This is a genomic window from Nonomuraea coxensis DSM 45129 (genome assembly GCF_019397265.1).
Taxonomy (GTDB): Bacteria; Actinomycetota; Actinomycetes; order Streptosporangiales; family Streptosporangiaceae; genus Nonomuraea; species Nonomuraea coxensis.
Genome location: NZ_CP068985.1, coordinates 8080057 through 8103224, shown reverse-complemented (window position 1 = coordinate 8103224; position 23168 = coordinate 8080057). Strand labels below are relative to the sequence as shown.

Below are 23168 nucleotides of genomic sequence, written 5' to 3'. Positions count from 1 at the left end.
GCCGCATGCGGCAACAGGGTCTCGGTCTCATCATCGTCGCGCTCATGCTCGGCATGTTGCTGGCGGCGCTCGACCAGACGATCGTGTCCACGGCCCTGCCGACGATCGTGAGCGACCTGGGCGGGCTGGAGCAACTGTCCTGGGTGGTGACGGGATACATGCTCGCCTCCACCGTCTCCACGCCGCTCTGGGGCAAACTCGGCGACCAGTACGGGCGTAAGCGCCTGTTCATCGCGGCCGTCGTCATCTTCCTGGTGGGGTCGGTGCTCTGCGGGCTCAGCCGGGACATGGGGGAGCTCATCGCGTTCCGGGCGGTCCAGGGGCTCGGGGGCGGCGGGCTCATGGTGCTCGCCCAGGCGATCGTGGGCGACGTGGTGTCGGTCCGCGAACGGGGGCGTTACCAGGGGTTCTTCGGGGCGGTGTTCGCCGTTGCGAGCATCGTGGGGCCGCTGCTTGGCGGGGTGTTCGTGGACCGGCTCTCCTGGCACTGGGTCTTCTACGTGAACCTGCCGCTGGGCGCGGTCGCGCTGTTCGTGATCGCGACGGTGCTGCCCAGGGACGGCGCTCGGGCCAGGCACACGATCGACTACGCGGGCGTCGTGCTGCTCGGCGCGGCCACGTCGTGCCTGGTGCTGGTCACCACGTGGGGCGGGACGACGTACGCCTGGACGTCGCCCGTGGTGGTGGGGCTGGGCGCGGCGGCGGTCGCGTTACTGGTCTTGTGGGTGTTCGCGGAGCGGCGGGCGGCCGAGCCGGTGCTGCCGCTCGGGATGTTCGGGCTGCGGGCGTTCTCCATGGCGTCGGCCGTGGGGTTCGTGGTGGGGTTCGGGATGTTCGGGGCGCTCACGTACCTGCCGCTCTACCTCCAGGTGGTGCACGGGGCCAGCCCCACGCTGTCGGGGGTCTACCTGCTGCCGATGATGGCCGGGATGCTGACCATGTCCATCGTGAGCGGGCAGATCATCTCCCGGACGGGGAAATACCGGTTCCTGCCCATCGCGGGCACGTTCCTCGCGTCGGCCGGGCTGGTCCTGCTGTCGACGATGACGGAGCACAGCAGCCTGCTGACGATGGGGGGCTACCTGCTGGTCCTCGGGGTCGGGCTCGGGATGACCATGCAGGTGCTGGTGATCGTGGTGCAGAACGCGGTCGACTTCGAGGATCTGGGGGTGGCGACGTCCGGGGCTACGTTCTTCCGGTCGATCGGGGGGTCGTTCGGGGTGGCGGCGCTGGGGGCGGTGTTCGCGGCGACGCTGAACAGCGACCTGCGGGAGGTGCTGCAGGGGGCACGGCTGCCGGCGGGGTTCGAGGCGCGCCGGGTGCAGGAGGATCCGACCGTCATCCAGCGGCTGCCTCGAGAGCTTGCCGCGGACTTCCTGCACGTGTACGCGGACGCGATCGCGGCGGTGTTCCGGACGGCGGCGCCGGTCGTGTTCGGGGCGTTCGTGCTGAGCTGGTTCATTCCGCAGACGCGGCTGCGGGAGACGACCAAGGCGGCGGACCTGGGGGAGGGGCTGGGGGCGACGTCGGCGGAGCGGTCGTCGCTGGCGGAGGTGGAGCGAGGGCTGATGCGGCTGGCGGACACCGAGTTGCGGCGGGGATATTACGAGCGGCTCGGGGCGGCGGCGGGACTCGACGCGATCTCGCCGCAGGGGGTGTGGGTGCTGGCGCGGCTGGCGGGGGGGAGGGTGGGTGCGGAGGGGTGAACTGGCGGAACGCGCTCAGAAGAGCAAGGAGTGGGAGCGTCCCTACGTCGATCAGCTCGTCGCGGTGGGGTTGGTGATGAGGTCGGAGGATGAGGAGGCGCTGCGGCTGACGGAGGAGGGGCAGCGGGCGGTGACGCGGTTGGTGCGGTGTTCGAGGGAGGGGCTGCGGCGGCTTGTCGAGGATTGGGGGGGAGGATCCGCAGCTTGAGCGGATGGTGGATCGGGTGGCGCCGGAGTTGTTGGGGGCGCGGGGTGATCGGCCCGATCCTTGAGGAGTCCGATGCTTGAGGAGTCCGATGCTTGAGGAGTCCGATGCTTGAGGAGTCCGATGCTTGAGGAACCCGATGCTTGAGGAACCCGATGCTTGAGGAACCCCGATCTCTGAGGAGGGAGGCGTGGGGTCTGGCCTGGTGTACGGAGGCATGCCTGTGGAGTACGGGGTAGGCCGGCGCGGTGGGTGCGGGGTGGGTGCGAGTAGGCGGCGCAGGACGGGCTGGCGCGGGTTGGGGCAAGTGCGGGCTGGCGATGGTCGGGGACGCCGAGCGCCAAGTGGTGGACGCCGAGCGCGGGCGGCGGGGGCCGGGCGTCGAGCGGCGGCGGGGGCCGAGTGTCGAGCGGCGGCGGGGGCGGGTGTGTGGCGAGACATGGTGACGGCCATCGCGTGGCCCTTCAAGGCGCAAACCAAATCGAAGGTGGGCACGTGATGGCCGCGTCAACAGTGTGATGGACGGGGGGTGGCCGGCAAAGCGGATCCCGGATTGGTGACCCCGACTTTGTTCGCGAGCCAAAGGGGGTCGCCCGAGCGGCGTGTGGTTATGGGACGGATTGCCCTGTCGTGTGGGAGGCCTAGGGCGAGCGTCCTCCAAGGCTGGGTGGTCGCGGCGACGGTCGGTCTGGGGCATGCCTCCGGTGGTGGTGCGACCGGTGGTGGTGCGACCGGTGGTGGTGCGACCGGTGGTGGTGCGACCAGTGGTGGTGCGACCGGTGGTGGTGCGACCGTGGGGGCTGGGCTGTGGTTGACGGTCAGGCTGGGGACGCGACTGGTGTGGAGGTGAGCGTTGGAAGGCAGCTGCGGAGATGCTCAACTTCGTGGACGGCCGGGGTGGCAGCCAAGTGGTAGGTGGCTGCGGTGATAGCGAAGCATGGCGACGGCCAGGTTGCCGATTGGCCGTGTGGATGCGGCGCGGGTGGAGCTACCCAGCCGCTGTGACCATGGCTAGACCTGAGGTGGGAGCTGAGCAGCGGCTGTGGTGATGGCGTGGTGTGGGAGCTGGCGAGCGGCGGAGGTGATGGCAAAGCGCGAGTGGCACCGAAGCTGAGATGGAAGCTGCTCGGCGGCTGTGGTGATGGCGTGGTGGCGGAACTGCCGAGCGGCGGCGGTGATGGCAAGGCCGGGAGTGGCATCAAAGCTGCCGAGCGACTGTGGCGATCACTACGGTGCCGGAGGCGGTGTAGGAACCAGCGCCTGCCGGTATGCGGTCATGCGGCTGCCGGGCCGCTTGTCCGTGCGTGGCTGATGCCGTCGCCCGTTCGTACGTGGCCAGGGACGGGGTGCGGCAGGTGGCCCGCTTCGGGTGGCCGGGGATGTCGGAGGCCGGTACGTACGCCGGGGGCGGCCGGCCGGTACGGCCAGGGGCCGTCCGGCGGGCGCGCGTCAGTTGGAGGCGGCGGCCGGGGCCGGGGCGGAGGAGGACGACGAGCTGGAGGAGCCCGAGGAGGACTTGCTCTCCGAGGACTTCGACGCCCCGTCCGAGGACGACCCGTTGGAAGACCCGCCGGACGACCCGTTGGACGATCCGTTCGACGAGGAGGTCGACGAAGACGAGGACGACGTGCGGTTGTCGGTCCGGTAGAAGCCGGAGCCCTTGAACACGATGCCCACCGCGGAGAAAACCTTCCGCAGGTTGCCTTCGCACTCCGGGCACACCGTCAACGCGTCGTCCGTGAACTTCTGGACGACCTCGAGCTGCTCACCGCAGTCGTTACAGGCGTACTGGTAAGTCGGCACGCGGCTCCTCCTACAGACTCTGGCACTCGAGCGTTGCGACTGCTAATGGTAACCGATTCGGTCAAACGGCTATTCCAAACCTCGTTCCCCGTACCAGCCGGCCAGCTTGCCGCTGCGGCTGACGGCGCGCAGGCGGCGTTCGACCTGGTCACGGCAGGCGGCCGTGGTGACGATGAGGAGCTGGTCGTCGGATCTGAGGCGGGTGGAGCTGCCGGGCACGAACGATTTGCCCTCCCGTACGATCAGGGTCACCTGGGCGTCGGAGGGCAGGCGCAGCTCGAAGATCTCCACGCCGTGCAGGCGGGAGCCGGTTGGCACCTTGACCTGCAGCAGGTCGGCCTTGAGCTCCTCCAGCGGCGCGGACTCCACCGACAGGTCCTGCGCCTCCCCGGGGGCGGTCACCCTGAGCAGGCGGGCGGCGAAGGGCAGCGTCGGCCCCTGGACCAGCGTGAACACGATGACGATCACGAAGACCTGGTTGAAGATCTCCTTGGAGCCCGTGACGCCGGCCGCCCAGGGGATCGTGGCGAGCACGATGGGGATCGCGCCCCGCAGCCCCGCCCAGGACAGGAACGCCTGGTCGCGCCAGTTCACCCAGCCGAGCCGTAGCGCCCACGCGAACGCCGAGCTGACCAGCACGGACAGCGGCCGGGCGAGGAGCACGAGGACGGTCCCGGTGATCAGTCCGGGGACGACCGCGGACGGCATCTCCTCGTGGCTGGCCATCATGCCGAGCATGACGAACAGCCCGATCTGCGCCAGCCAGGCCGCGCCCTCCGCGAACCCGCGGGTGGCCGCGCGGTGCGGCAGGCGCGAGTTGCCGAGGATCAGCGCCGTCAGGTAGACGGCCAGGAAGCCCGAGCCGTGCAGCAGCACGGCTCCGCCGTACGAGATGAAGGTGAGCGCGAGCACCGCGAGCGGGTAGAGGCCGGAGGCGGGGAGGGCGACGCGGCGGAGGGCGTAGGCGCCGGCGGGTCCCACGGCGAGGCCGATGGCGGCGCCGATGACGAGTTCGAGCCCGGTCTCGAGGAGGAACGTGCCGACGTCCGGGGACTCGCGGGCGGCGCTGCTGAGCAGGGTCACGGCGATGACGGTCGGGGCGTCGTTGAACCCGGACTCGGCCTCCAGGATGCCGGCCAGCCGTGGCGGCAGCGGCAGGCGGCGCAGGACGGAGAAGACCGCGGCCGCGTCCGTGGAGGCCAGGACCGCGCCGAGGAGCAGCGCGGTGTTGACGTCGAGGCCGAGGATGCCCTGCACGGCGAACGCGACCACGACGATGCTGACCGTCACGCCGACCAGCGCCATGATCAACGCCATGGGCACGGACCGGCGTACGTGTGACCAGGTCGTGGTCAGGCCGCCCTCGGCCAGGATCAGCGCGAGGGCGGTGAGCCCGATCTGCTGGGCGAGCATCGGGTACTCGAACGACAGCCCGAGCCCGAAGTCGCCCAGCACGAGGCCGAACCCGAGGAAGATGAGGAGGCTGGGCAGACCGCTGAAGTGCGCCACCCGTACGGAGACGATGGCCGCGATGACGATGGCGGCGCCGGCCAGCAGCCACACATCATGCGTCATCCGGCCCCCTTCCCGCCCCCAGCCGTCACATAAGACTAGTGAGTCCCTCCGGTGTCATCGCGAAGCGGACCTGCTGGTCATGGGGCTCGGCGGGCACGTCGTCTATCAGCTCGCCGGTGTGCAGCAGGGCCACGGTGGGGACGTTCGGGCCGACGCGGGCGAGGGCGCGGTCGTAGGACCCGCCGCCGCGGCCGAGACGTACGCCGGTCTTGCGGTCGACGGCGAGCGCGGGCACGATCACCAGCGCCGCGGTGCGGATGGCGTCGACGCCGCGGCGGGTGTCGACCGGCTCCATGATTCCGTGGCGGCCGGGCGCGAGGGTGTCGGGCCCGTCGTAGACCGCCCAGTCGAGATCGTTGTCGTCGCGCAGCACCGGCAGCATGACGGTGGCTCCATGTTTCCAGAGAGCGAACACGAGCCCGTGCGTCTCCGGCTCCACCCCCGCTGACCAGTAGCAGGCCACCAATCCGGCCATTTGGACCCACGGCTGGTCGAGCAGCGTTTCGCGGGTCTTGATGGCGTTTGCGCGTAGTTGGTCCGGGGAGAGAGAGGCGCGCGCCGCGTTCAGCTGACGACGGAGGTTCATCTTGTCCACAGGTCCCTCCATTAGGGTCTACTCATGGCTGACTTCGACCCTGTGACGAAAGCCGTCGTGCCCGCCGCGGGTCTGGGCACCCGGTTCCTTCCGGCGACCAAGGCGACACCCAAGGAGATGTTGCCCATCGTCGACAAGCCCGCGATCCAGTATGTCGTTGAGGAGGCCGCCTCCGCCGGTCTCCTCGACCTTCTGATGGTCACCGGCAAGAACAAGCGATCGATCGAGGACCACTTCGACCGCGCGTTCGAGCTGGAGGAGGTCCTTGAGGCCAAGGGCGACGAGCACCGGCTGTCCCAGGTTCGCGAGCCCGCGTCCCTTGCCACGCTGCACTACGTGCGGCAGGGCGAGCCCAAGGGACTCGGCCACGCCGTGCTCTGTGCCAAGCAGCACGTGGGCGACCATCCGTTCGCCTGCCTGCTCGGTGACGACCTCATCGACCGCCGTGACGCGCTGCTCAAGCGCATGATCGAGGTGCGCGACACCTACGGCGGCAGTGTGATCGCCCTGATGGAGGTGCCCAAGGAGCAGGTCTCGCTGTACGGCGTGGCGACGATCGAGGCCACGGCCGAGGACGACGTGGTCAAGGTGACCGACCTCGTGGAGAAGCCGCCGGCCGACGAGGCGCCGTCCAACTGGGCCATCATCGGGCGCTACGTGATCGACCCGGCCGTGTTCGAGGTGCTGGAGAACACCCCGCCAGGGCGTGGCGGCGAGATCCAGCTCACCGACGCGCTGCGCACGCTGGCCGGGCGCGGTTCCGAGGAGGGCGGCCCCGTGCACGGGGTGCTGTTCCGCGGGCGGCGCTACGACACCGGCGACAAACTCGACTATCTGCGCACGGTGGTGAAGTTCGCGGCGGATCGGGAGGATCTGGCGGGCGAGTTCGTGCCGTGGCTGCGGGAGTTCCTCGATGAGGTCGGCTGACCAGGCCGGACCGGCCGGATCGGCCGGATCGGAGAGCTTGCTGAAGCCGGTCGAGGCGCACCTGTCCGACATCCTGGCCACCGTGCGCCCGCTCGCGCCCATCGAGCTCGACCTGGAGCAGTCGCTGGGCGCGACGCTGGCAGAAGAGGTGTCCGCGCCGGTGCCGCTGCCGCCGTTCGACAACTCGGCCATGGACGGCTATGCCGTACGCGCCGACGACATATCCGAGGTGCCGGTGACCCTGCCGGTGATCGACGACGTCGCGGCCGGCTCCGACGAGCTGCGCGCCGTCGGGCCCGGCCATGCCGTCCGCATCATGACCGGCGCGCCGCTGCCGGCCGGGGCCGACACCGTGGTGCCGGTGGAGTGGACGGACGGTGGGACGGTCTCCGTACGCATCAACCGCTCCGCCGAGCCGGGCAACGCGATCCGCCGGGCCGGCGAGGACGTCCAGGCCGGTGAGGTCGTGCTCAAACCGGGCACCCTGATCGGGGCCGCGCAGCTCGGCATCATGGCCGGGGTGGGGCGGCGGCGGGTGCTCGCGCGGCCGCGGCCCCGGGTCGTCGTCATCGCCACGGGCGCCGAGCTCGTGGAGCCGGGCGGGCAGCTCGGTCCCGGCCAGATCTGGGACTCCAACAGCTTCACGCTGACGGCCGCGGTGCGGGAGGCGGGCGGGGAGGCGTTCCGGGCCGGGGCGGTGGGGGACGATCCGGCCGTGCTGCTCGACCGGCTCGACACCGACCTCGTACGCGCCGACGCCATCATCACCAGCGGCGGCGTGTCGATGGGCGCGTACGAGCCGGTCAAGGAGGCTCTGTCCCCGCTCGGGACCGTGCGCTTCGAGAAGGTGGCCATGCAGCCCGGGATGCCGCAGGGGTTCGGCGTGCTGGGGGACGACCAGGTGCCGATCTTCGCGCTGCCCGGCAATCCGGTGTCGTCGTTCGTGTCGTTCGTGCTGTTCGTCCGGCCGGCGCTGGACAAGATGCGCGGGCTGCCGGCCGGCATGCCGGAGTCCGTCACCGCCTGCGTCACCGGGTCGTTGCGCTCGCCCGCGGGGCGGCGGTCCTACCTGCGGGGCGTGCTCGCCGCCGACGGCACGGTGTCGCCGGTGCACGGGCAGGGCTCCCACCAGCTCGCCGCGCTGGCCTCGGCGAACGCGCTGATCATGGTTCCCGAGGACGTGACCGAGGTCCCGGCCGGGGCGGAGGTGGAGGTGATCCGGCTGTGACCGGACCTGAGACGGGCGGGCTCACGCATCTCGACGAGACCGGAGCCGCCCGGATGGTGGACGTCTCCGCCAAGGACGTCTCGGCGCGCAGCGCCGTCGCCACCGGGCGGGTGCTGCTGTCGGCGGAGACCGTCGCGCTGCTGCGTACGGGCGAGGTGCCCAAGGGCGACGCGCTGGGGGTGGCGCGGATCGCCGGCATCATGGGTGCGAAACGTACGCCGGACCTGATCCCGCTCTGCCATCCGATCGCGTTGCACGGCGTCAAGGTGACGCTGGACGTCGAGGACTGGGGCGTGGCGATCACCTGCCGGGTGAAGACGGCCGATCGCACCGGCGTGGAGATGGAGGCGCTGACGGCGGTGTCGGTGGCGGCGCTCGCGCTCATCGACATGGTCAAGGCGGTCGATCCTGGCGCGGTGATCACGGACGTGCGCGTCGAGGAGAAGCTGGGCGGCAAGACCGGACGCTGGACGCGGGAGTCGTCATGATCATGCGGGCACTGGTGATCACGGTGTCGAACCGGGCGTCAGCCGGGATTTATGAGGATAAATCCGGGCCGTTGCTCGTACGGCTGCTCCGCGACGAGGCCGGCTGCGAGGTCGTCGACGGCCCCGTGGTCGTCCCCGACGGCGAGGCGGTGGAGCTGGCGCTGCGCGACGGCGTCCTCGGCGGCTACGAGCTCGTCGTCACCACCGGGGGCACCGGGCTGACGCCGATGGACCTCACGCCGGAGATGACCGCCCGCGTGATCTCCCGGGAGATCCCGGGCATCGCGGAGGCGATCCGGCAGGCCAATCGCGAGAAGGTCCCGACGTCCATCCTGTCCCGGGGGCTCGCGGGGCAGGCCGGCGACACTCTGATCGTCAATCTGCCCGGTTCGTCCGGCGGCGTACGCGACGGCGTCGCCGTGCTCGCCCCCATCCTGCGGCACGCCGTCGAACAGATCCGCGGCGGCGATCACCCCCGCTGAGCACTACTTCGACCCGCGCGTGGCGACATCGTGCCCGTTCGGGGGATGATGAGATCTGTGGATCGACTTCGCGGCTGGCCGGTGAGCCTCAACGAAGGGCCGGTCGGCCTCCGGCCGCTGCGGTTGGGCGACGTACGCGTGTGGCGCGAGACCCGGCTGCGCAATGCCGACTGGCTGCGCCCCTGGGAGCCGAGCAACCCCGAGACGCCCCTGTTCAGGACCGGGCTCGGCCCCTACGTGTCCATGGTCGGCACCCTGCGGCGGGAGGCCAGGCAGGGGCTCGCGCTGCCGTGGGTGGTCACGTACGAGGGGCGCTTCGCCGGACAGCTCACCGTCGGCGCCATCGTGTGGGGATCCGCCCGTTCCGCCCAGGTCGGCTACTGGATCGACGGCAAACTGGCCGGCCGCGGCATCACCCCCACCGCCCTCGCCATGGCCGTCGACCACTGCTTCTTCACCACCGGTTTGCATCGTCTGGAGGCGAACATCCGCCCCGAGAACTCCGCCAGTCGTAGGGTGGTTGAGAAGCTCGGATTCAGGGAAGAAGGCATTCGGCGTCGCCAACTCCACATCGACGGAGCCTGGCGCGACCACATCTGCTACGCGCTGACCGTCGAGGACGTCCCCGGCGGGCTGCTCGTGCAGTGGCGTCGCGCCCGCGAGTCAGCGGCTCGCGGGGGGTCTTCTGTCGAAGAGGTTTGACGATCTCGCGACACACCGCACCGAATGCTCGTCAATCAGTGACACGCGGTCTTACGGTGCGTGACGTGAGCAGATTGAAGACGCGACGAACCGACCCGCGTCTTCATGCTGCCCGGAGGTGGTCGTGAGCAGCGTCCTCCTCTACCTCGCCATCGTCGTGATGTGGCTGTGCGTCCTCATCCCGATGTGGCTGCGCAAGGACAAGACCAACCTCGCCGAGCTGGCCGAGCTCGAGGAGTACTACACCGGCGAGCACCAGCTCCCCGACCTCGACAACCTGGCCGCCGCCGCGGCGGCCGAGGGCTACGAGGACGACGGCATCGGGCTGCTCACCGGACCGCCCACCGGCGAGTTCGAGAAGGTCGACGTCCGGCAGTTCCGGCTGCGGCGCCGGGCGATCATCGTGGCCCGGCGGCGCCGGCTGCTGTTCTTCTGCGCGCTGCTGGTGGTGGCGTCCGTGGTCACGGCGGCGGTCGAGATGATCCCGTGGTGGGGCGTGGCGCCGTCCGTGCTGGTCACGGTGGGATACCTGTGCTTCCTGCGGGTCGCCGTCCACGTGGACAAGGAACGCCGCGAACGCGCCCACCAGGCCCGCGCCGAACGCCGCCGCCGCGCCCGCCAGCGCCGCCAGGCCCTCGCCGAGGAGCAGGCGGCCGAGGTGATCGAGCTGACGGCAGTGCACGAGGACGTGCTGTTCGACCAGTACGCGGAGCCGCCCAGACGCGCGGTGGGGGACTGAAAGGGTGGCGCGAGAACCCTCGGGGGGATGCTAACCTAAACGAGTCCTTGGGGATGTAGCGCAGTCCGGTAGCGCACTTCGTTCGCATCGAAGGGGTCAGGGGTTCGAATCCCCTCATCTCCACCCAGGGCCGTTCTTGAAACGGCTGAACTGAGGTTGACGGGATCCCGTCTGATCATTGCGATCAGGCGGGATCTCGGCGTTTCAGGGGTTTCCGAATCGGGTTCGTCCTGTTTTGGGGGCCGCGGAGCAGGTGTCCGGGAAGGCCCGGGTGGTGTCAGGGCGCTGGTGGAGGTCGGAGTTCGCGTCGCTGGGCATGCCGATGCCTGCTCCGGGCTGGGTGCTGCGACAAGGTGATCTGAAGTGCGCGTTATGGGATGGGTGGTGGCCGGCTCCCGGTATCGCCGAGCTGCGAGCCTGCCACGCCCCGGGCTGCGGCTGTACTTCCTCAAGCGGGGCTTGATCACTGCCGATCGGTTTCCTCGCCGGTCACCGCATCCTCGCGGCCGATGAACGTGGCCCTGCCGCTGCGGACGTCGTGGTCGGTGCCGGGCGCGGCGAACTCCAGCAGCCGGGCGCCCTCGGCCTCGACCTCGGCGCGCTCGGTGGTGGCCAGCGGCCGGAACGGGTCGATCTCCAGAGTCGCTGATGCCTTGCCCAGATGGAGCTTCCAGGCGCCCGTCACCTGCCCGTCCACCAGGAAGGTGGCGCGCATCCCGTTGCGCGTCATGACCCGTTTGCGGTCCTGCTCCGAGATCACGCGGGTGCGGTCGGCGTGGGAGGCCAGCAGGTTGTCGTATTCGGGCAAAAAGCGAACCGGTGCGTGGGCGTCGGCGCCGGGGCGTGGCGCATCCGGCAGGTCGAACAGCTCGATCCCGCGCTCGTCGTGGAAGACCGCCAGCTGCGGCCGCAGCCTCTCCAGGACGGGACGCAGCCGGGTTCGGCCGGCCCATGTCTGCACGTCGGTGACCGAGGCCGGGCCGAACGCGGCAAGGTAGCGCAGCACGATGTGTTCGGAGTCGGCGGCGGGGGCGGGCTCGGCTCCGGTCCAGTCGGCCGCCGTCGCGTACCGGGTGGTGCCACCGACGCCCCAGACGGCGCGTGGTGGCACCTGCACCAGCGGTACCAGGTTGCGCACGACGGTGGCGAGCGCACGGGGCTCGCGATCGGGCCACCGCTCGTGCAGCGCCGCCCTGAGCTCCTTGGGGGTGAGGTGCCGTGCGCCGAGCAGCGCCCGGCCCGACTCCGCCACGGCCGCACGGTCCAGACCGGTCAGGATCGTCTTGAACGCGGTGTCCAGCTCACGGTCGAGCGCAGGCTGCGCCCATGGCCGCAACGAGCGGTAGTCCGCCGTGGTGACCAGGTGGATGGTGCTGCGCATCAGCGCGACCCGCACCAGGCGGCGCTCGGTCAGCGCGTCCGCCAGGTCGGCGGTGCCGAACTTCCGTAACCTGCTCCAGAGCCCGAAGTAGGGCGCGTACGGCGCCTGCGCCTGCATGCCGACCAGCCGGGTGACCGTCTCCTCGGCGGTCGCCTCGGCCCGTTCCAGCAGCCACTGTCGGGCCAGCAGAGCTCGTCCCAACTCCCGTCGCCTCAGCACCTGTGCCACCGTGCCGTCCTTTCCGTCCATCCGGCAGGGGCGGCGGATGCCGCCCCTGCCTCGTTGATCATCCGCCGAAGTCGGCCCGGTGATCCGCGGCCCACCGGGTGTAGGCGCGCGCGGGGTGCCCTGTGATCTGCTCGATGACGTCGTTGACCGGCGCGGGCTTGCCGACCGCCTGCGCCATGAGACCGAACAGCGCCGCCAGAAACTCAGGGTCCATGAACCGGCTCATCTGCTCCAGCACCGCCTCCGGGTCGAGGTCCTCGACGGTGAGCGGGCGCCCCAGCATCTCGCCGAGGATGCCGACCTGCTGTGCCTGGGTCAGCGACTCGGGGCCGGTCAGGTCGTAGGCCCGCCCCGCGTGCCCGCCGCCGATCAACGTCCGCGCGACCACCTCGGCGACGTCCCTCTCGTGCACGGCGCTGAAGGCCGCTTCGGCGTACGGCGCGCGAATGACGTCACCGCCCTGGAGCTGCATCGCGAACGTCAACGAGTTGATGGCGGGGAACAGGAGCCGCAGGAACGTCCACTCGATCCCGGACGCCTCGATGGCCCGCTCGACATCGCGGTGGTACTGGGCGATCACGTCGGGCTGCTGCTCGGCGCCTGGGACGACCGCCCCGGAGGACAGGAACACCAGCCGCCGTACCCCGGCCTGGCCCGCGGCCGCCAGCAGCGGAGCGACATCCATCCCGTACTGCAGAACCAGGAAGGCGGCCTCGACGCCGGCCAGCGCCGCCGGCAGCGTCTCGGGCTTGGTCAGATCGCCCCGGACGACGTCGACTTCCTCCGGAAGCTCCGCCCGCTCCGGAGTACGGGTCAGCGCCCGCACCGGCGCACCCGCGGCGACCAGCTCCTCTACCGCCTGACGTCCGAAGTGAGCCGTGGCACCGATGACGAGATACATGAGTGTTTCCTTTCGCGCGAAGACATGGGGGCTGAGGGGGGTCCGCCGAAAAACCGGCGGCGGTCAGCGAACCTTGCGGAAGAACTGCCGGATGTCGTGGACGAGCAGATCGGGGGCGTCGTGAGCGGCGAAGTGGCTGCCCCGGTCATGAACGTTCCAGGAGAAGATATTTTTGTGGTCGCGGTCGGCGAACGTCCGGATCGACTGAAAGTCCCAGGCGAAATTGGCCAGGCCGAGGGGCACGGTGGTCGGCTCGGGCACGGAGGTGCCCCGGCCGTTCGACTTCTGCTGTACAGGGGCCGCCGCCGCGTCCTCGTAGTAGAACCGGGCGGCTGAAGCGGCCGTGTTGGTCAGCCAGTAGATCATCACGTTCGTGAGCACGAAATCCGGGTCGAGCGAAGCGCCGAGCAGCTGCGCGTGCCAGCCCAGCAGGCCGGCCGGTGAGTCGGCCAGTGCGTGCGCCAGATTCTGCGGCTCGGTGGACTGGAGCTTGTCATACGCGCCCCGGTTCTGGGTGAACCACTCGGCGAACGCGAGCTTTCCGCGCTCCTCCTCAGACAGACCGGCCGACTCGGCGGGGTCGCCCGACGGGAACGAGAAGACCTGCGTCACGTGCACTCCACAGACGTGCCCAGGGTCAACCCGGCCCACCTCGGGCGAGATCAGCGATCCGCCGTCGTTGCCAGCCGCGCCGTACCGGTCGTACCCGAGCCGGCGCATCAGCTCGGCCCAGGCCCGGGCCACCCGGTACCGATTCCAGCCGCGCTCCCGGGTCGGCCCGGAGAAGCCGAAGCCCGGCACCGACGGAATGACCAGATGGAACGCGTCCGCCGGGTCGCCGCCGTGCGCACGCGGGTCGGTGAGCGGGCCGATCACGTCCAGCCACTCGACCACCGAGGTCGGCCAGCCGTGGGTCAGGATCAGCGGCGTCGCGTCCGGCTCCGGCGACAGCACGTGCAGGAAGTGGATGTTCTGGCCGTCGATCTCAGTGGTGAACTGCGGGTACGCGTTCAGCTTCGCCTCCCAGGCCCGCCAGTCGTACCCCGTGCGCCACCGCTCGACCAGTTGCTTGACGTAGCCCACCGGGACGCCGTACTCCCAACCCGGCGGCACCGGGCCGACCGGCGCCGACTCGCTCGCGGGCAGCTCCTCCGCCCACCGAGTCCGGGCCAGCCTCTGCTGTAGATCGTCGAGCTCGGCCTGAGGGATGTCGATCCGGAACGGGGCGATCGTGCTGTCGTTCGTCATGGTCATCAGCGTAGGAACCAATTAGGTAAGAACCGTTCCTAATGAACGGGCAGACTCGAAGAATGTTGGAAACCTCGGCGCGGCTGCTGCGCCTGCTCTCGCTGCTCCAGACGCCCCGCGAGTGGACCGGCGCCGAACTGGCCGAACGGCTGTCGGTCAGCACCCGCACCATCCGCAACGACGTGGAACGCCTGCGAAACCTCGGCTATCCGGTGCACGGCAACCGAGGCGCGGTGGGCGGCTACCGGCTCGGTGCCGGGGCCGCGCTGCCGCCGCTGCTGCTCGACGATGAAGAGGCGGTCGCGGTGGCGATCGGACTGCGCACCGCCGCCGGGGGCACGATCACCGGAGTCGAGGAGACCTCGCTGCGCGCGCTGGCCAAACTGGAGCAGGTGCTACCGACCCGGCTCCGGCGCCGTGTCAACGCCCTCCAGCGGTACGCCGTCGCGGTACCCCGGGACGACCTGGGCCCACGGGTGGACGCGGACACGCTGAGCGCCCTCGCCGCCGCCTGCCGGGATCACGAGCGCCTGCGATTCGGCTACCGAAGCCACGACGGCTCCGAGAGCCGGCGCGAGGTGGAACCATACCGACTGGTCAACTGGGGACGACGGTGGTACCTCGTCGGGTTCGACGTCGAGCGGGTCGGCTGGCGGACGTTCCGGGTGGACCGGCTCCACCCACGCACCCCGACGGGTCCCCGATTCACCCCCCGCGATCTCCCCGAGGAGGCCATCGACCAGGTACGCCGGGGCGTGTCGTCGGCTGCCTGGCGATACCGGGCCCAGGTCGTCGTGCACGTACCAGCCGAACAGCTCGCCGAACGAATCAACGCCGCCATCGGCACGATCACGCCGGTCGACGACACCCGCTGCCTGCTGGACACCGGCGCGGACAGCATCGAGGCGCTCGCCGTTCACCTCGGCCTGCTCGGCGTCGATTTCACCGTGACGGAGCCCGCGGAACTCGTCGAACTCGTGCGTGCACTCGCCGACCGCTATCACCGCGCCACCGAGCCACAGCCGCAGCACACCTGATATGGCGGGCGTCCTTGTCAAGTGGGCCTGCGGTTATCTGGGGTAGTCAAGCGAACTGGCTGGTCAGCCGCCTGAGGGTCGTTCAGACACGTAAGGCAAGTAGGTTGCTCGCGTTCGGCGCGTAGATGGATGGTCGAGAGGTCTATCAGCCGCGTGAAAGGACCCCCACCGGGCGCTCGAGGACGTGCCCGAGGGCGGCGTCCACACCTTTGTGACGGACGGGATCGAAAGCGCCCTGCGGCAAGGCCAGGGAGGTCGCCGGCGGCAAGAACGTCGCCGTGATGGGCGGCGCGGACCTCGGGCGGCAGTTCATGAGGGCGGGGCTGGTCGACCAGATCGGGATCCATCTGGTGCCTGTGCTGTTCGGCGGGGGCCAGCGGCTCTTCGACCACCTGGGGGCGACCACATCCAGCTTGAGGTGGTCAACGTGGTCGACACCCCGCTGGCCACCCATCTGCTCTACCGCATCGTGAAATGACCCGTCATCGCTGAGCGGGCCTGTCCGGAATCGCCTTGGCCGGGGCATGGAGCTGGACGCTCATCTCTCGGTCGTCGCGGAGCCGCCGAGCCCGGCCTGGCGGGCTTTGACGATGGCTTCGGCACGATCGGTGGTGTGGAGCTTGGCGAAGATGTTGGAGATGTTGTTGCGAATGGTCTTCTCGCTGAGCACAAGTCGTTCGGCGATGGCGGTGTTGGACTTCCCGCGGGGCCATGAGGTCGAGGATGTCGCGCTCCCGGGACCTGGCCGACAACCCGCAGGCCTGGCCCCACGCGAACCTCGCCGGCCATCCCGCCGCCGCGGCGGCAATGCCGTAGGACTGGACCCCATGGCTCCGTCATGCCAGCGGACAGTCGGCCTGTTTCCCTGCCGATCAGATTGCCGCGGTAGGCGCGCGGAGTGTGCCCGGAGGCACCGGCGTGGACCAGATCGGTGAGGAAGTCATCGAGGTGCCGGGCGAGCGAGTGCGCGCGGCCGAGTCGCTCGACTTGGCGGCGGCGAGGAGGAGGCGTCGAGCAAAGGCCACCGCATACATGCGAGCCACGCATATTTGCGTGACTCGCATCTTTGCGTGGTTCGCAACTTTGGGTAGAGTGTTGGCATAGGGCTGAGAGAGCGCAAGAAGGAAGAAACCCGGATCGCGCTGAGCTGGGCGGCGATCAAGCTGACCGTCGAGCGTGGCTTCGACAACGTCAAGGTGGAGGACATCGCCGCCGAGGCGGGTGTCTCGCACCGCACGTTCAACAACTACTTCTCCAGCAAGGGCGAGGCGATCGCGGCCAGGCACTTCGACCGAGCGGTCCAGATCGCTGAGGAGCTGCGGTCGAGGCCGGACGGCGAGCCCCTGTGGGAGGCCATCACCAACGCCGTGTTCGCCCGGTTCGCGCTTGGCATGCAAGAGGCCGAGCGCCCGGCCGACGAGCGCTGGATTGCCGGGGTCAAGCTGATGACCCAGCATCCGGAGCACCGGGGCGAGTTCCTCAAAGCCCACACGGCCGCGCTGGATGCGCTGGCCGCGGCGGTCGCCGAGCGCACCGGCACCGATGCCGATCGTGATCTGTATCCGCACCTGGTCGCCGGCGCGGTCGGCGCCGCCATACTCGCGGCCATCCATCTGTGGCTCCACGGCGATGCGCCGGCACCGTTCGAGGAGCTGCTGCGCGACGCCCTCGGCCAGGTCGCCGCCGGCCTGCCCACGCCCTGACCTTTCCCAGACCTTCCCCGTCTTCCCTATCGAGGATCAGCCGGCCTGTCGCCGGTCGATCCGTCATGCCCGAAGGAGCGCCATGATCGCCGATGTCGTCATAGCCGGAGCCGGGCCCAACGGCCTGATGCTGGCCTGTGAGCTCAGCCTGGCCGGAGTCCGCTCCCTGGTCCTGGAGCGTCTGCCGGAGCGCACCGAGGAGAACCGCGCCAATGGCCTGGTCGGCCAGGTGGTACGGACGCTCGACCGGCGAGGCCTGTACAAGCGGCTCACTGGAAACCCGGACCCACCCCGGCCCGCTCCCGGATTCGTCTTCGGCGCGTTGCCGATCGACCTGAGTGTGCTGGACGACAACCCGCTCTATACCCTCCTGGTCCCGCAGCGCAGGATCGAGCAGATGCTGGAGGAACGGGCTGTCGAGCTCCATCTCGAGATCCGGCGCGGTCACGAGCTCACCGGATTCACCCAGGACGCGGATGGCGTGACCCTCCAGGTCAGCGGGCCGGCCGGGCCGTACACGATCGAAACGCGCTACCTGATCGGCGCCGACGGCGGGCACAGCATCGTACGCAAGCTGGCCGGGATCGCCTTCCCCGGCGTGACGACCGACGAGACGATCGCGCGCACCGCGCACGCCGTCGTGCCGGCCGAGCTCGTCGATCCGGTCACCGGCCGGCTCGACATTCCCGGGTACGGACCCATCCCGCCGTTCCTGCACCACCGGACCGAGCGCGGGTTGTTCGTGTACGCGGCCCTCCCGGGCGCCCCCGCACCGTTGATGTATTTGCTCGGAAAGGTGGCCGGAATGCGGCGAAACCCACATGCAGGACCCGCCGATGACGCCCGGCCGTACCCGACAGCCCGGGAAACGATCAACTCCTGTCCGGGAAGTGATCTCTGACGACGCCACTGCTCCGCAGGTCAGCTGTACTCGTGAACACCCCACCCAGGGCCGTTCTTGAGACGGCCGGACTGAAGTTGACGGGATCCCGTCTGATCTTCGAGATCAGACGGGATCTTGTCGTTTCAGGGGTTTCCGAATCGGGTTCGTCCTGGTTTGGGGGCCGGGGAGCGGGTATCCGGGAAGGCCCGGGTGGTGCGACAAGGTGATCTGAATTGCCGGTTATGGGATAGGTGGTGGCCGGCCTCGGCCCGTGAGTGGCGAGCGGTCGAGGTGCTCTGCTGGGATCTCGAAGGTCTCGGCGGATGCGTCGGGCTCGTCTGGGGGTTGGTGGGTGTGGCGCCAGGCGTCGAGGAAGTGGTCGTTGGCGACGGTGACGAGCAAGGCGACCAGGATGGTCTGGGCGACGCGGCCGTGGGCGAGCCGACTCTTCGGGTCACTCAGGTCGAGGTCGTGGCCCTTGAGACGGCCGTTCAGTCCCTCCGTCATCAGCCAGGTCATGGCGGAACTTGTCGAGGTGGCCGAGGTCGTCGGGGTGCAGGGTGATGGTCTGCTGGTGGCAGATCTTCGGCAGATCGCGGGTTTTGTGGTCGGGTGCCGGGGGCAGCACGCGGGGTTTGGCTGCGACGTGGGCGGCTCTCTGCCGGGCGTCGGTCAGGTCGACCGCGGTGGCGCGGATAGGCCCGCGCTCGTGGAGGCGGTCGAAGCTTGGGGGTGCTCCACTCGACGCCGAAGTCGTTGATGTAGAGCTTGGCAGAGGGGTCGGCGGCCCTGGTCCACCGGAAGGCGGCACGGCGAAGGCATTCGCGGGCGCGACTTCACCGTACCGGCTGCCACCCGCGGGAAGTCCGGTACCCCTTCGAGATCGCGGAGCACCAGGATCGCGCGGCGCTCGGGGGAGTGGCGCTCCGGCACATCCGCGCGCTCCACGTCCTGGCGCGACGGCAGTTCGTGCTGATCACCACTGCCGCCACGGCCGTTCTCGCACCTGCTCTGTTTCGCCGTGGTCGCGAGCATCGTGATCGGCGGGCTCAGCTCCAGGTCGCCCGCCTGAGAATCGCACCGAGCCGGCTGTCGCTCCACTGGTCGAAGATGAGGATCTTCGACTTGGGCAGGTGCCAGATCCGCTCCTGATAGGAGACGCCGGTCCGCTTACCCGACTGCGTCGAGCAGCCGACGCGCCAGACGCGGTAGGTGGCCTTGTGTCCCGCGCCGACCGGGCGGAGACCACGGTCGACGAGCTTGCCGGGGAAGTCCTCCACGTAGCGCTTGTCGGGTGCGCAGGCCGCGAGCCCGTTGCCCGGGTGGTACGGCTTCTCGGGGTCGTAAGGGTTGCCGTGGCGGGCCAGGGAGATGCCCTCCGGCCCGACGAGGTAGAACCCGCGGCACTCGACGGCGAGCCGGTCGCAGCCGCCGGTCTTGACGTGGATGCCCCACATGTCTTCTTTCCCGACTTTCCAGGTCTTGGGGATCTGGAGCGTCATGCCGCGGAAAGACAGCGGCTTGGTCGCCACGCTCTGCGCGGGTGCGCCGGTGAACAGGAGGGAGGCGGTCACAACCAGGGTCGTCAACATGATCTCGAGGCTAGGGAAGCCCGCTTGTGGTTCGGCTGCAACGCTCTTGTAGCGCGCTCGAACGGCCACGCTGGGCTCCCAGCACCGTTCCGGGCCCTCCGGTCATTCGCCGGAGGTGAGCGCGTTTCGAGGAGCCTTGAAGAGCCTGCGCATCGAGCTGACCGGCCCCGACCTGTTCGCCGTCCTCGGCTCGCTGCCCGACTGGCTGGTGCCGCCCGGGCTGCCGAGCGAGCTCTCGGTGGACGACCAGCCCGGCGAGATGCGTGAGCGGTGGCCGGCGGACATGCGCCGCTGCGACCTGTCGGCCATGGCTCGCCGACCAGGCTCTGCGCACCACCAGGACGGGTCGTTCCTGTCGCTGGACAAGGGCGAGCCGGTCCGTCTCGACTCCGTCCACGAGCTCGGCCCCGTGGACATGCTGCGGTCGCTCGCCGGCACACGCTTCAGGCCGGCGTCCTTCGCCGGCGTGCACCGCGAGTGGGGGGTATCGCGCGGAGCCCTACCGGGCGCGCTCCTTCGGCGGCGGGCACTACCCGCACGGCTGGGCGTGCGCCTTCCGTCCGAAGGGGCACCTGACGCTGGTGTCGAGGCGCTGGCTGGAGCACGGGCCGTGGCGGTTACCGCATAGCTGCAACTCCACACTGTAGGTGGCAATGACATTGCTGACCCCAAAGACTGCAAGATCCATTCAATGCCTCCGCCGCGACGTTGGCGATCAACCAGACCCGCGCCGTCTCTGAGAGGATCTCGGAGATCCGTTCCGGCGAGCGAAGGAGCGATGGTGCCTTCGGCAGCGCTCGCCCTTGATTGCCGGGCGTGCTGACCGGCAGCATGGTCGATTGGTTGCGGAGGTGCAGTGGCATGACATTGTCGTACGGACGTAATCGCCTGAAGAGCGTCGTGGTACCGCTGGTGGCTTCGTTCGCTGTTTTGCTCGTGGTGATGGGCCTGGTGGGCGCCGCGCTGTACTTCTTCTTCGGCCCCCGTATATCGCGCATAGACCCGGCCATGCTCTCGCAGTTACGGGCCATCGGCCGGGTTGTCGGCGAAGAGAGCATCGTGGGGCACCAGTGGGAGAACAACTACGTCGAAATAGACGACCTCGTGATCTATCTCGATGGAAACGCGAAGGAGGACGTGGTCACCGAGGCCGGACATCGGCTGAAGCAGCATGGCTGGCACGTATCGGACAGGCAGCCGCCCGAGATCTGGCTGGAATCGGCCAGATGGCCGTCCGCTCTCGTTACGGTTGAGCGGCTCGAAGAGACACACCTGAGCAGCGAACTGCGCAGGCAGGTTATGAGCACAGGACTGTCCATGAGCAACATGGCGTACATAAGTGAGGTGCCTAGAAGTTTCCGGACAGCCAGCTACATAAGCTGACAGCAGTCTGGAAGAGGTAGGTACGTGACGAGGCGTCGCAGGCAGTTCTCGCCGGAGTTCAAGGAAGAAGCCGTCCGCATGGTACTGGAGGGCGAGCGGACGGTCGCGTCGGTGGCGCGGGAGTTCGACATCAACGCCAGCACTCTGGGCAGCTGGGTGAACCGGCATCGGATCGTGAGCGCGCAGGAGGAGCAGCTGCGGCCGGTCTCCGGGCCGGACCGGGCCCGGATTCGGGAGCTGGAGCGGGAGAACGCCGAGCTGCGGGAGAAGTTGATCTTCCTGAAAAAAGCGGCCGCCTTCTTCGCCTCCGAGACTCGATGACCCTCGCCAAGTACGAGCTCATCGACGCGGAGAAGGCCCGTCACTCCATCGTGAAAATGTGCGCCTGGCTGAGCGTGTCCCGCTCGGGCTACTACGAGTGGCGCGAGCGGCCGGCCTCGGCCACCGCGCAACGCCGGACCATGCTGGCCGCGCTGGTCGTCGAGGTCTTCGCCGGCTCGCACGAGACCTACGGCTACCGGCGCGTGCACGCCGCCCTGGCCCGTCGTGGCGAGCGCTGTTCCCCTGAACTGGTGCGTGCTCTGATGCGCGAGCAGGGCCTCGTCCCGGCCCAGGTGAGGGCATTCCGGCCGGCCACCACCGTCCAGGGCGACTACCGTGGCATCCCCGACCTGGTGGGCCGCGACTTCACCGCCGCCCGTCCGGGCGTCAAGCTGGTCGGCGACATCACCTACATCCGCACGTGGGAGGGCTTCCTCTACCTGGCCACGGTGATCGACTGTCACAGCAAGGCGGTGCTGGGCTGGGCGATGGCCGATCACTACCGCACCGAGCTGATCAAGGACGCGATCCGGATGGCCACCGGCACCGGCCTGCTCCAGCCCAATGCGGTGTTCCACGCCGACCGCGGCTCGAACTACACCTCGGACGAGTTCGGCCGCTTCCTGACCGGCCTGGGCATCCGCCGATCGGTTGGCCGCACCGGGGTCTGCTGGGACAACGCCATGGCCGAATCGTTCTTCTCCGCGCTCAAGAACGAATGGCTGCACCGCTTCGTCTTCACCACCCGAGCCAAGGCAAGACGGCAGGTCATCCGCTACATCGAAGGGTTCTACAACCACCGGCGCCTGCATTCGGCGCTCGGCTACCGGCCTCCCTTGGAGGTCCTCAACGAGTCCCTCTCAGCGCAAACGGCCGCATAGGCTACGCCCATAAGACGGCTGTCCGGAATCACCGTGGCCCCTCAGTTGGGCGAGCTACGGCTTCGGCGTACAGCCCGGATCGGGTGCCGGATCCCGTGGAGGGCGACTATGAGCACCTCAAGGGCCCCTGGTACATCTGGTTCGAAGGAGTCTGAACGATATTCGGGCAGATGGGGGTCACGGGTCCACTCCGGGGATCAGCACAACGGCCGGGATCAGGAAATGGGCGACAGGTGCGAGTGCGAGAGATACCAGGATGAGCAAGGCTTTGTTGACTGGTCTCGCCTGAGCGACGGCGGACCCGAGGGCGGCGACGATCAGGAGCGTCGCGAAGACGGCGGCCATGGCGGCCGGGATGCTGCCATGGTGCTGGAGGCCGGGGTCGACGATCAGTCTGCCGTCGTTGTCCGTCAGGGCGGGTGAGGCTGCGAGGTCGCGTAGGCGAGGAGCGGCCGTCCACGATGCCGCCGCCAGGTCTGCCAGGCCCAGTCCGGCGCCGGCGAGGACCGCCGCGGCGAGGCCCGTCCGTCGAGTGTTATCCCTGGCCCAGTGGGCGGCGAGCAGGCCGGCCACCAGGGCGCACACGTGGCCGACCGCGCTGCCGGAGGTGTAGGCCAGGGCGGCGGCGGTACGCCACTTCGCCATCACTTGGTCATCAGGTTGCGCGTCGGGCCACATGCTCTGCCCCACATCGAGGTTGAGCGCCACGAGCAGGACGGCGGCGCTGCCGGTCACCGCGACCAAGGTCACGTACGCGGCGACGTACCGGAGCTTGTCCCACGGGCTGGTCGGCGACGTCCAGGGCACGTCGCCCATCGTGCCCGATCACGGGGTGTTTCTCCGCGTTTTCGGCGAAAGCGGCGGCGGGCGCGGCGGGTGGTCGTGTCTTCCTTGCTCGGCTCGGCCGACCTGGCGTGTGCCTTGACGAAGAATCAGGACGGATCAATCAACCTCAAGGTCTACGACTTCCGGGACGTCGAGTAGTTGGGGAAGGAACTGGTCGACTGGGGTGCCGGCGGAGTCAAGGCGGGTCGGATCCTGATGATCGAGGTCATGGAGAATCCGGTCGCGCCGACGGTGGAGCGTCCCGGGGTCGCGTGGCGGTTCGGCGTCGTGGCGGATCCCTCGGCCCACGACATCGGCGGCGGATGACGTGCGCG

At 69.3% G+C, this 23168-nt stretch carries 25 protein-coding genes, 1 tRNA gene and 2 pseudogenes; 17 read left to right on the top strand and 11 right to left on the bottom strand.

Features of this window, described 5'->3' with window-relative positions; all coding sequences use genetic code 11:
- The first annotated feature begins 5 nt into the window (after positions 1–5).
- Both Nocox_RS38015 and Nocox_RS44315 read left to right on the top strand, forming a co-directional pair.
- Complete coding sequence (locus Nocox_RS38015; protein WP_020545287.1) at positions 6–1706, top strand: MDR family MFS transporter; 1701 nt, start codon at positions 6–8, stop codon at positions 1704–1706.
- A gap of 1574 nt (positions 1707–3280) precedes the next feature.
- Positions 3281–3559, top strand: a complete 279-nt coding sequence (locus Nocox_RS44315; RefSeq protein WP_020545285.1) for a hypothetical protein — start codon at positions 3281–3283, stop codon at positions 3557–3559.
- Positions 3560–3621: 62 nt separating this feature from the next.
- On the opposite strand, the pseudogene Nocox_RS44310 reads toward Nocox_RS44315, so the two are convergent.
- The 3 genes and pseudogenes from Nocox_RS44310 to Nocox_RS38000 form a co-directional block, all read right to left on the bottom strand.
- Positions 3622–3714: pseudogene (locus Nocox_RS44310) on the bottom strand (FmdB family zinc ribbon protein); the annotation flags it as partial.
- Positions 3715–3783: 69 nt separating this feature from the next.
- Positions 3784–5289: a potassium/proton antiporter gene (locus tag Nocox_RS38005; protein ID WP_026214792.1), complete on the bottom strand. Its 1506-nt coding sequence runs from the start codon at positions 5287–5289 to the stop codon at positions 3784–3786.
- 25 nt (positions 5290–5314) lie between these two features.
- Positions 5315–5875, bottom strand: a complete 561-nt coding sequence (locus Nocox_RS38000) for a 5-formyltetrahydrofolate cyclo-ligase (RefSeq protein WP_246649924.1) — start codon at positions 5873–5875, stop codon at positions 5315–5317.
- A 33-nt stretch (positions 5876–5908) separates the two neighbouring features.
- Between Nocox_RS38000 and galU the strand changes: the two genes are divergently transcribed.
- The 7 genes from galU (at position 5909) to Nocox_RS37965 (ending at position 10573) form a co-directional block, all read left to right on the top strand.
- Positions 5909–6811, top strand: a complete 903-nt coding sequence (gene galU, locus Nocox_RS37995) for a UTP--glucose-1-phosphate uridylyltransferase GalU (RefSeq protein WP_026214791.1) — start codon at positions 5909–5911, stop codon at positions 6809–6811.
- Positions 6798–8039 (top strand): molybdotransferase-like divisome protein Glp, encoded by a 1242-nt coding sequence (glp, locus tag Nocox_RS37990; RefSeq protein ID WP_020545281.1) that lies wholly within the window; start codon positions 6798–6800, stop codon positions 8037–8039. The genes galU and glp overlap by 14 nt, the downstream gene beginning before the upstream one ends.
- A gap of 53 nt (positions 8040–8092) precedes the next feature.
- Positions 8093–8527, top strand: a complete 435-nt coding sequence (moaC, locus tag Nocox_RS37985) for a cyclic pyranopterin monophosphate synthase MoaC (protein ID WP_169577068.1) — start codon at positions 8093–8095, stop codon at positions 8525–8527.
- A 2-nt stretch (positions 8528–8529) separates the two neighbouring features.
- Positions 8530–9009 carry a MogA/MoaB family molybdenum cofactor biosynthesis protein gene (locus Nocox_RS37980; RefSeq protein WP_084685798.1) on the top strand — a complete coding sequence of 160 codons (480 nt, stop codon included), beginning with the start codon at positions 8530–8532 and terminating at the stop codon, positions 9007–9009.
- Between the two features lie 48 nt (positions 9010–9057).
- A complete protein-coding gene (locus Nocox_RS37975; protein WP_026214788.1) occupies positions 9058–9711 on the top strand; it encodes a GNAT family N-acetyltransferase in 654 nt (217 codons plus the stop codon).
- 124 nt (positions 9712–9835) lie between these two features.
- Positions 9836–10450 (top strand): divisome protein SepX/GlpR, encoded by a 615-nt coding sequence (gene sepX, locus Nocox_RS37970; protein WP_026214787.1) that lies wholly within the window; start codon positions 9836–9838, stop codon positions 10448–10450.
- A 49-nt stretch (positions 10451–10499) separates the two neighbouring features.
- Positions 10500–10573: transfer RNA gene (locus Nocox_RS37965), tRNA-Ala, on the top strand.
- A gap of 340 nt (positions 10574–10913) precedes the next feature.
- On the opposite strand, the gene Nocox_RS37960 is transcribed toward Nocox_RS37965, so the two are convergent.
- From Nocox_RS37960 to Nocox_RS37950, 3 genes are all read right to left on the bottom strand, one after another.
- Positions 10914–12059 carry a winged helix DNA-binding domain-containing protein gene (locus tag Nocox_RS37960; RefSeq protein WP_246649676.1) on the bottom strand — a complete coding sequence of 382 codons (1146 nt, stop codon included), beginning with the start codon at positions 12057–12059 and terminating at the stop codon, positions 10914–10916.
- Between the two features lie 58 nt (positions 12060–12117).
- On the bottom strand, positions 12118–12960 hold the full coding sequence (locus Nocox_RS37955; protein WP_020545275.1) for an NAD(P)H-binding protein: 843 nt from the start codon (positions 12958–12960) through the stop codon (positions 12118–12120).
- Positions 12961–13023: 63 nt separating this feature from the next.
- Positions 13024–14214, bottom strand: coding sequence for an epoxide hydrolase family protein (locus Nocox_RS37950; protein ID WP_020545274.1), 1191 nt, complete (start codon positions 14212–14214; stop codon positions 13024–13026).
- Positions 14215–14270: 56 nt separating this feature from the next.
- Here Nocox_RS37950 and Nocox_RS37945 point away from each other — a divergent pair, with 56 nt between their 5' ends.
- Entirely contained in the window at positions 14271–15245 is a 975-nt protein-coding gene (locus tag Nocox_RS37945; protein WP_020545273.1) for a helix-turn-helix transcriptional regulator, read from the top strand.
- Between the two features lie 281 nt (positions 15246–15526).
- On the top strand, positions 15527–15718 hold the full coding sequence (locus Nocox_RS44305) for a dihydrofolate reductase family protein (protein ID WP_211212745.1): 192 nt from the start codon (positions 15527–15529) through the stop codon (positions 15716–15718).
- 65 nt (positions 15719–15783) lie between these two features.
- On the opposite strand, the gene Nocox_RS37935 is transcribed toward Nocox_RS44305, so the two are convergent.
- On the bottom strand, positions 15784–15915 hold the full coding sequence (locus tag Nocox_RS37935) for a LuxR C-terminal-related transcriptional regulator (RefSeq protein ID WP_020545272.1): 132 nt from the start codon (positions 15913–15915) through the stop codon (positions 15784–15786).
- A gap of 526 nt (positions 15916–16441) precedes the next feature.
- Here Nocox_RS37935 and Nocox_RS37930 point away from each other — a divergent pair.
- Together Nocox_RS37930 and Nocox_RS37925 are read left to right on the top strand one after the other, a co-directional pair.
- On the top strand, positions 16442–16948 hold the full coding sequence (locus Nocox_RS37930; RefSeq protein ID WP_020545270.1) for a TetR/AcrR family transcriptional regulator: 507 nt from the start codon (positions 16442–16444) through the stop codon (positions 16946–16948).
- A gap of 82 nt (positions 16949–17030) precedes the next feature.
- Entirely contained in the window at positions 17031–17849 is an 819-nt protein-coding gene (locus Nocox_RS37925) for an FAD-dependent monooxygenase (protein ID WP_051112666.1), read from the top strand.
- A 222-nt stretch (positions 17850–18071) separates the two neighbouring features.
- On the opposite strand, the gene Nocox_RS37920 is transcribed toward Nocox_RS37925, so the two are convergent.
- The 3 genes and pseudogenes from Nocox_RS37920 to Nocox_RS37915 all read right to left on the bottom strand — a co-directional run bounded on the left by Nocox_RS37920 (position 18072) and on the right by Nocox_RS37915 (position 19423).
- Positions 18072–18350, bottom strand: coding sequence for a hypothetical protein (locus Nocox_RS37920; protein ID WP_020545269.1), 279 nt, complete (start codon positions 18348–18350; stop codon positions 18072–18074).
- Positions 18347–18601 (bottom strand): annotated as a pseudogene (locus Nocox_RS44300) (hypothetical protein); the annotation flags it as partial. The pseudogene Nocox_RS44300 and the gene Nocox_RS37920, both read right to left, overlap by 4 nt.
- A gap of 279 nt (positions 18602–18880) precedes the next feature.
- The gene (locus Nocox_RS37915; RefSeq protein WP_157383252.1) at positions 18881–19423 is read right to left on the bottom strand and encodes a hypothetical protein; all 543 of its coding nucleotides are present in this window, start codon (positions 19421–19423) and stop codon (positions 18881–18883) included.
- A gap of 136 nt (positions 19424–19559) precedes the next feature.
- Here Nocox_RS37915 and Nocox_RS37910 point away from each other — a divergent pair, with 136 nt between their 5' ends.
- From Nocox_RS37910 to Nocox_RS37900, 3 genes are all read left to right on the top strand, one after another.
- The gene (locus Nocox_RS37910; protein WP_020545267.1) at positions 19560–20051 is read left to right on the top strand and encodes a hypothetical protein; all 492 of its coding nucleotides are present in this window, start codon (positions 19560–19562) and stop codon (positions 20049–20051) included.
- Positions 20052–20284: 233 nt separating this feature from the next.
- Complete coding sequence (locus Nocox_RS37905; RefSeq protein ID WP_169577065.1) at positions 20285–20806, top strand: hypothetical protein; 522 nt, start codon at positions 20285–20287, stop codon at positions 20804–20806.
- Positions 20807–20830: 24 nt separating this feature from the next.
- Positions 20831–22008, top strand: a protein-coding gene (locus tag Nocox_RS37900; RefSeq protein ID WP_085996038.1) for an IS3 family transposase whose coding sequence is annotated in 2 segments (ribosomal slippage) — positions 20831–21095 and positions 21095–22008 — 1179 coding nt in all. Because the reading frame shifts where the segments join, the coding sequence is not laid out codon by codon here.
- 177 nt (positions 22009–22185) lie between these two features.
- On the opposite strand, the gene Nocox_RS37895 is transcribed toward Nocox_RS37900, so the two are convergent.
- Positions 22186–22824, bottom strand: a complete 639-nt coding sequence (locus Nocox_RS37895; RefSeq protein WP_020545263.1) for a hypothetical protein — start codon at positions 22822–22824, stop codon at positions 22186–22188.
- Positions 22825–22992: 168 nt separating this feature from the next.
- Here Nocox_RS37895 and Nocox_RS37890 point away from each other — a divergent pair, with 168 nt between their 5' ends.
- The gene (locus tag Nocox_RS37890) at positions 22993–23160 is read left to right on the top strand and encodes a hypothetical protein (RefSeq protein WP_020545261.1); all 168 of its coding nucleotides are present in this window, start codon (positions 22993–22995) and stop codon (positions 23158–23160) included.
- Positions 23161–23168: the final 8 nt, after the last annotated feature.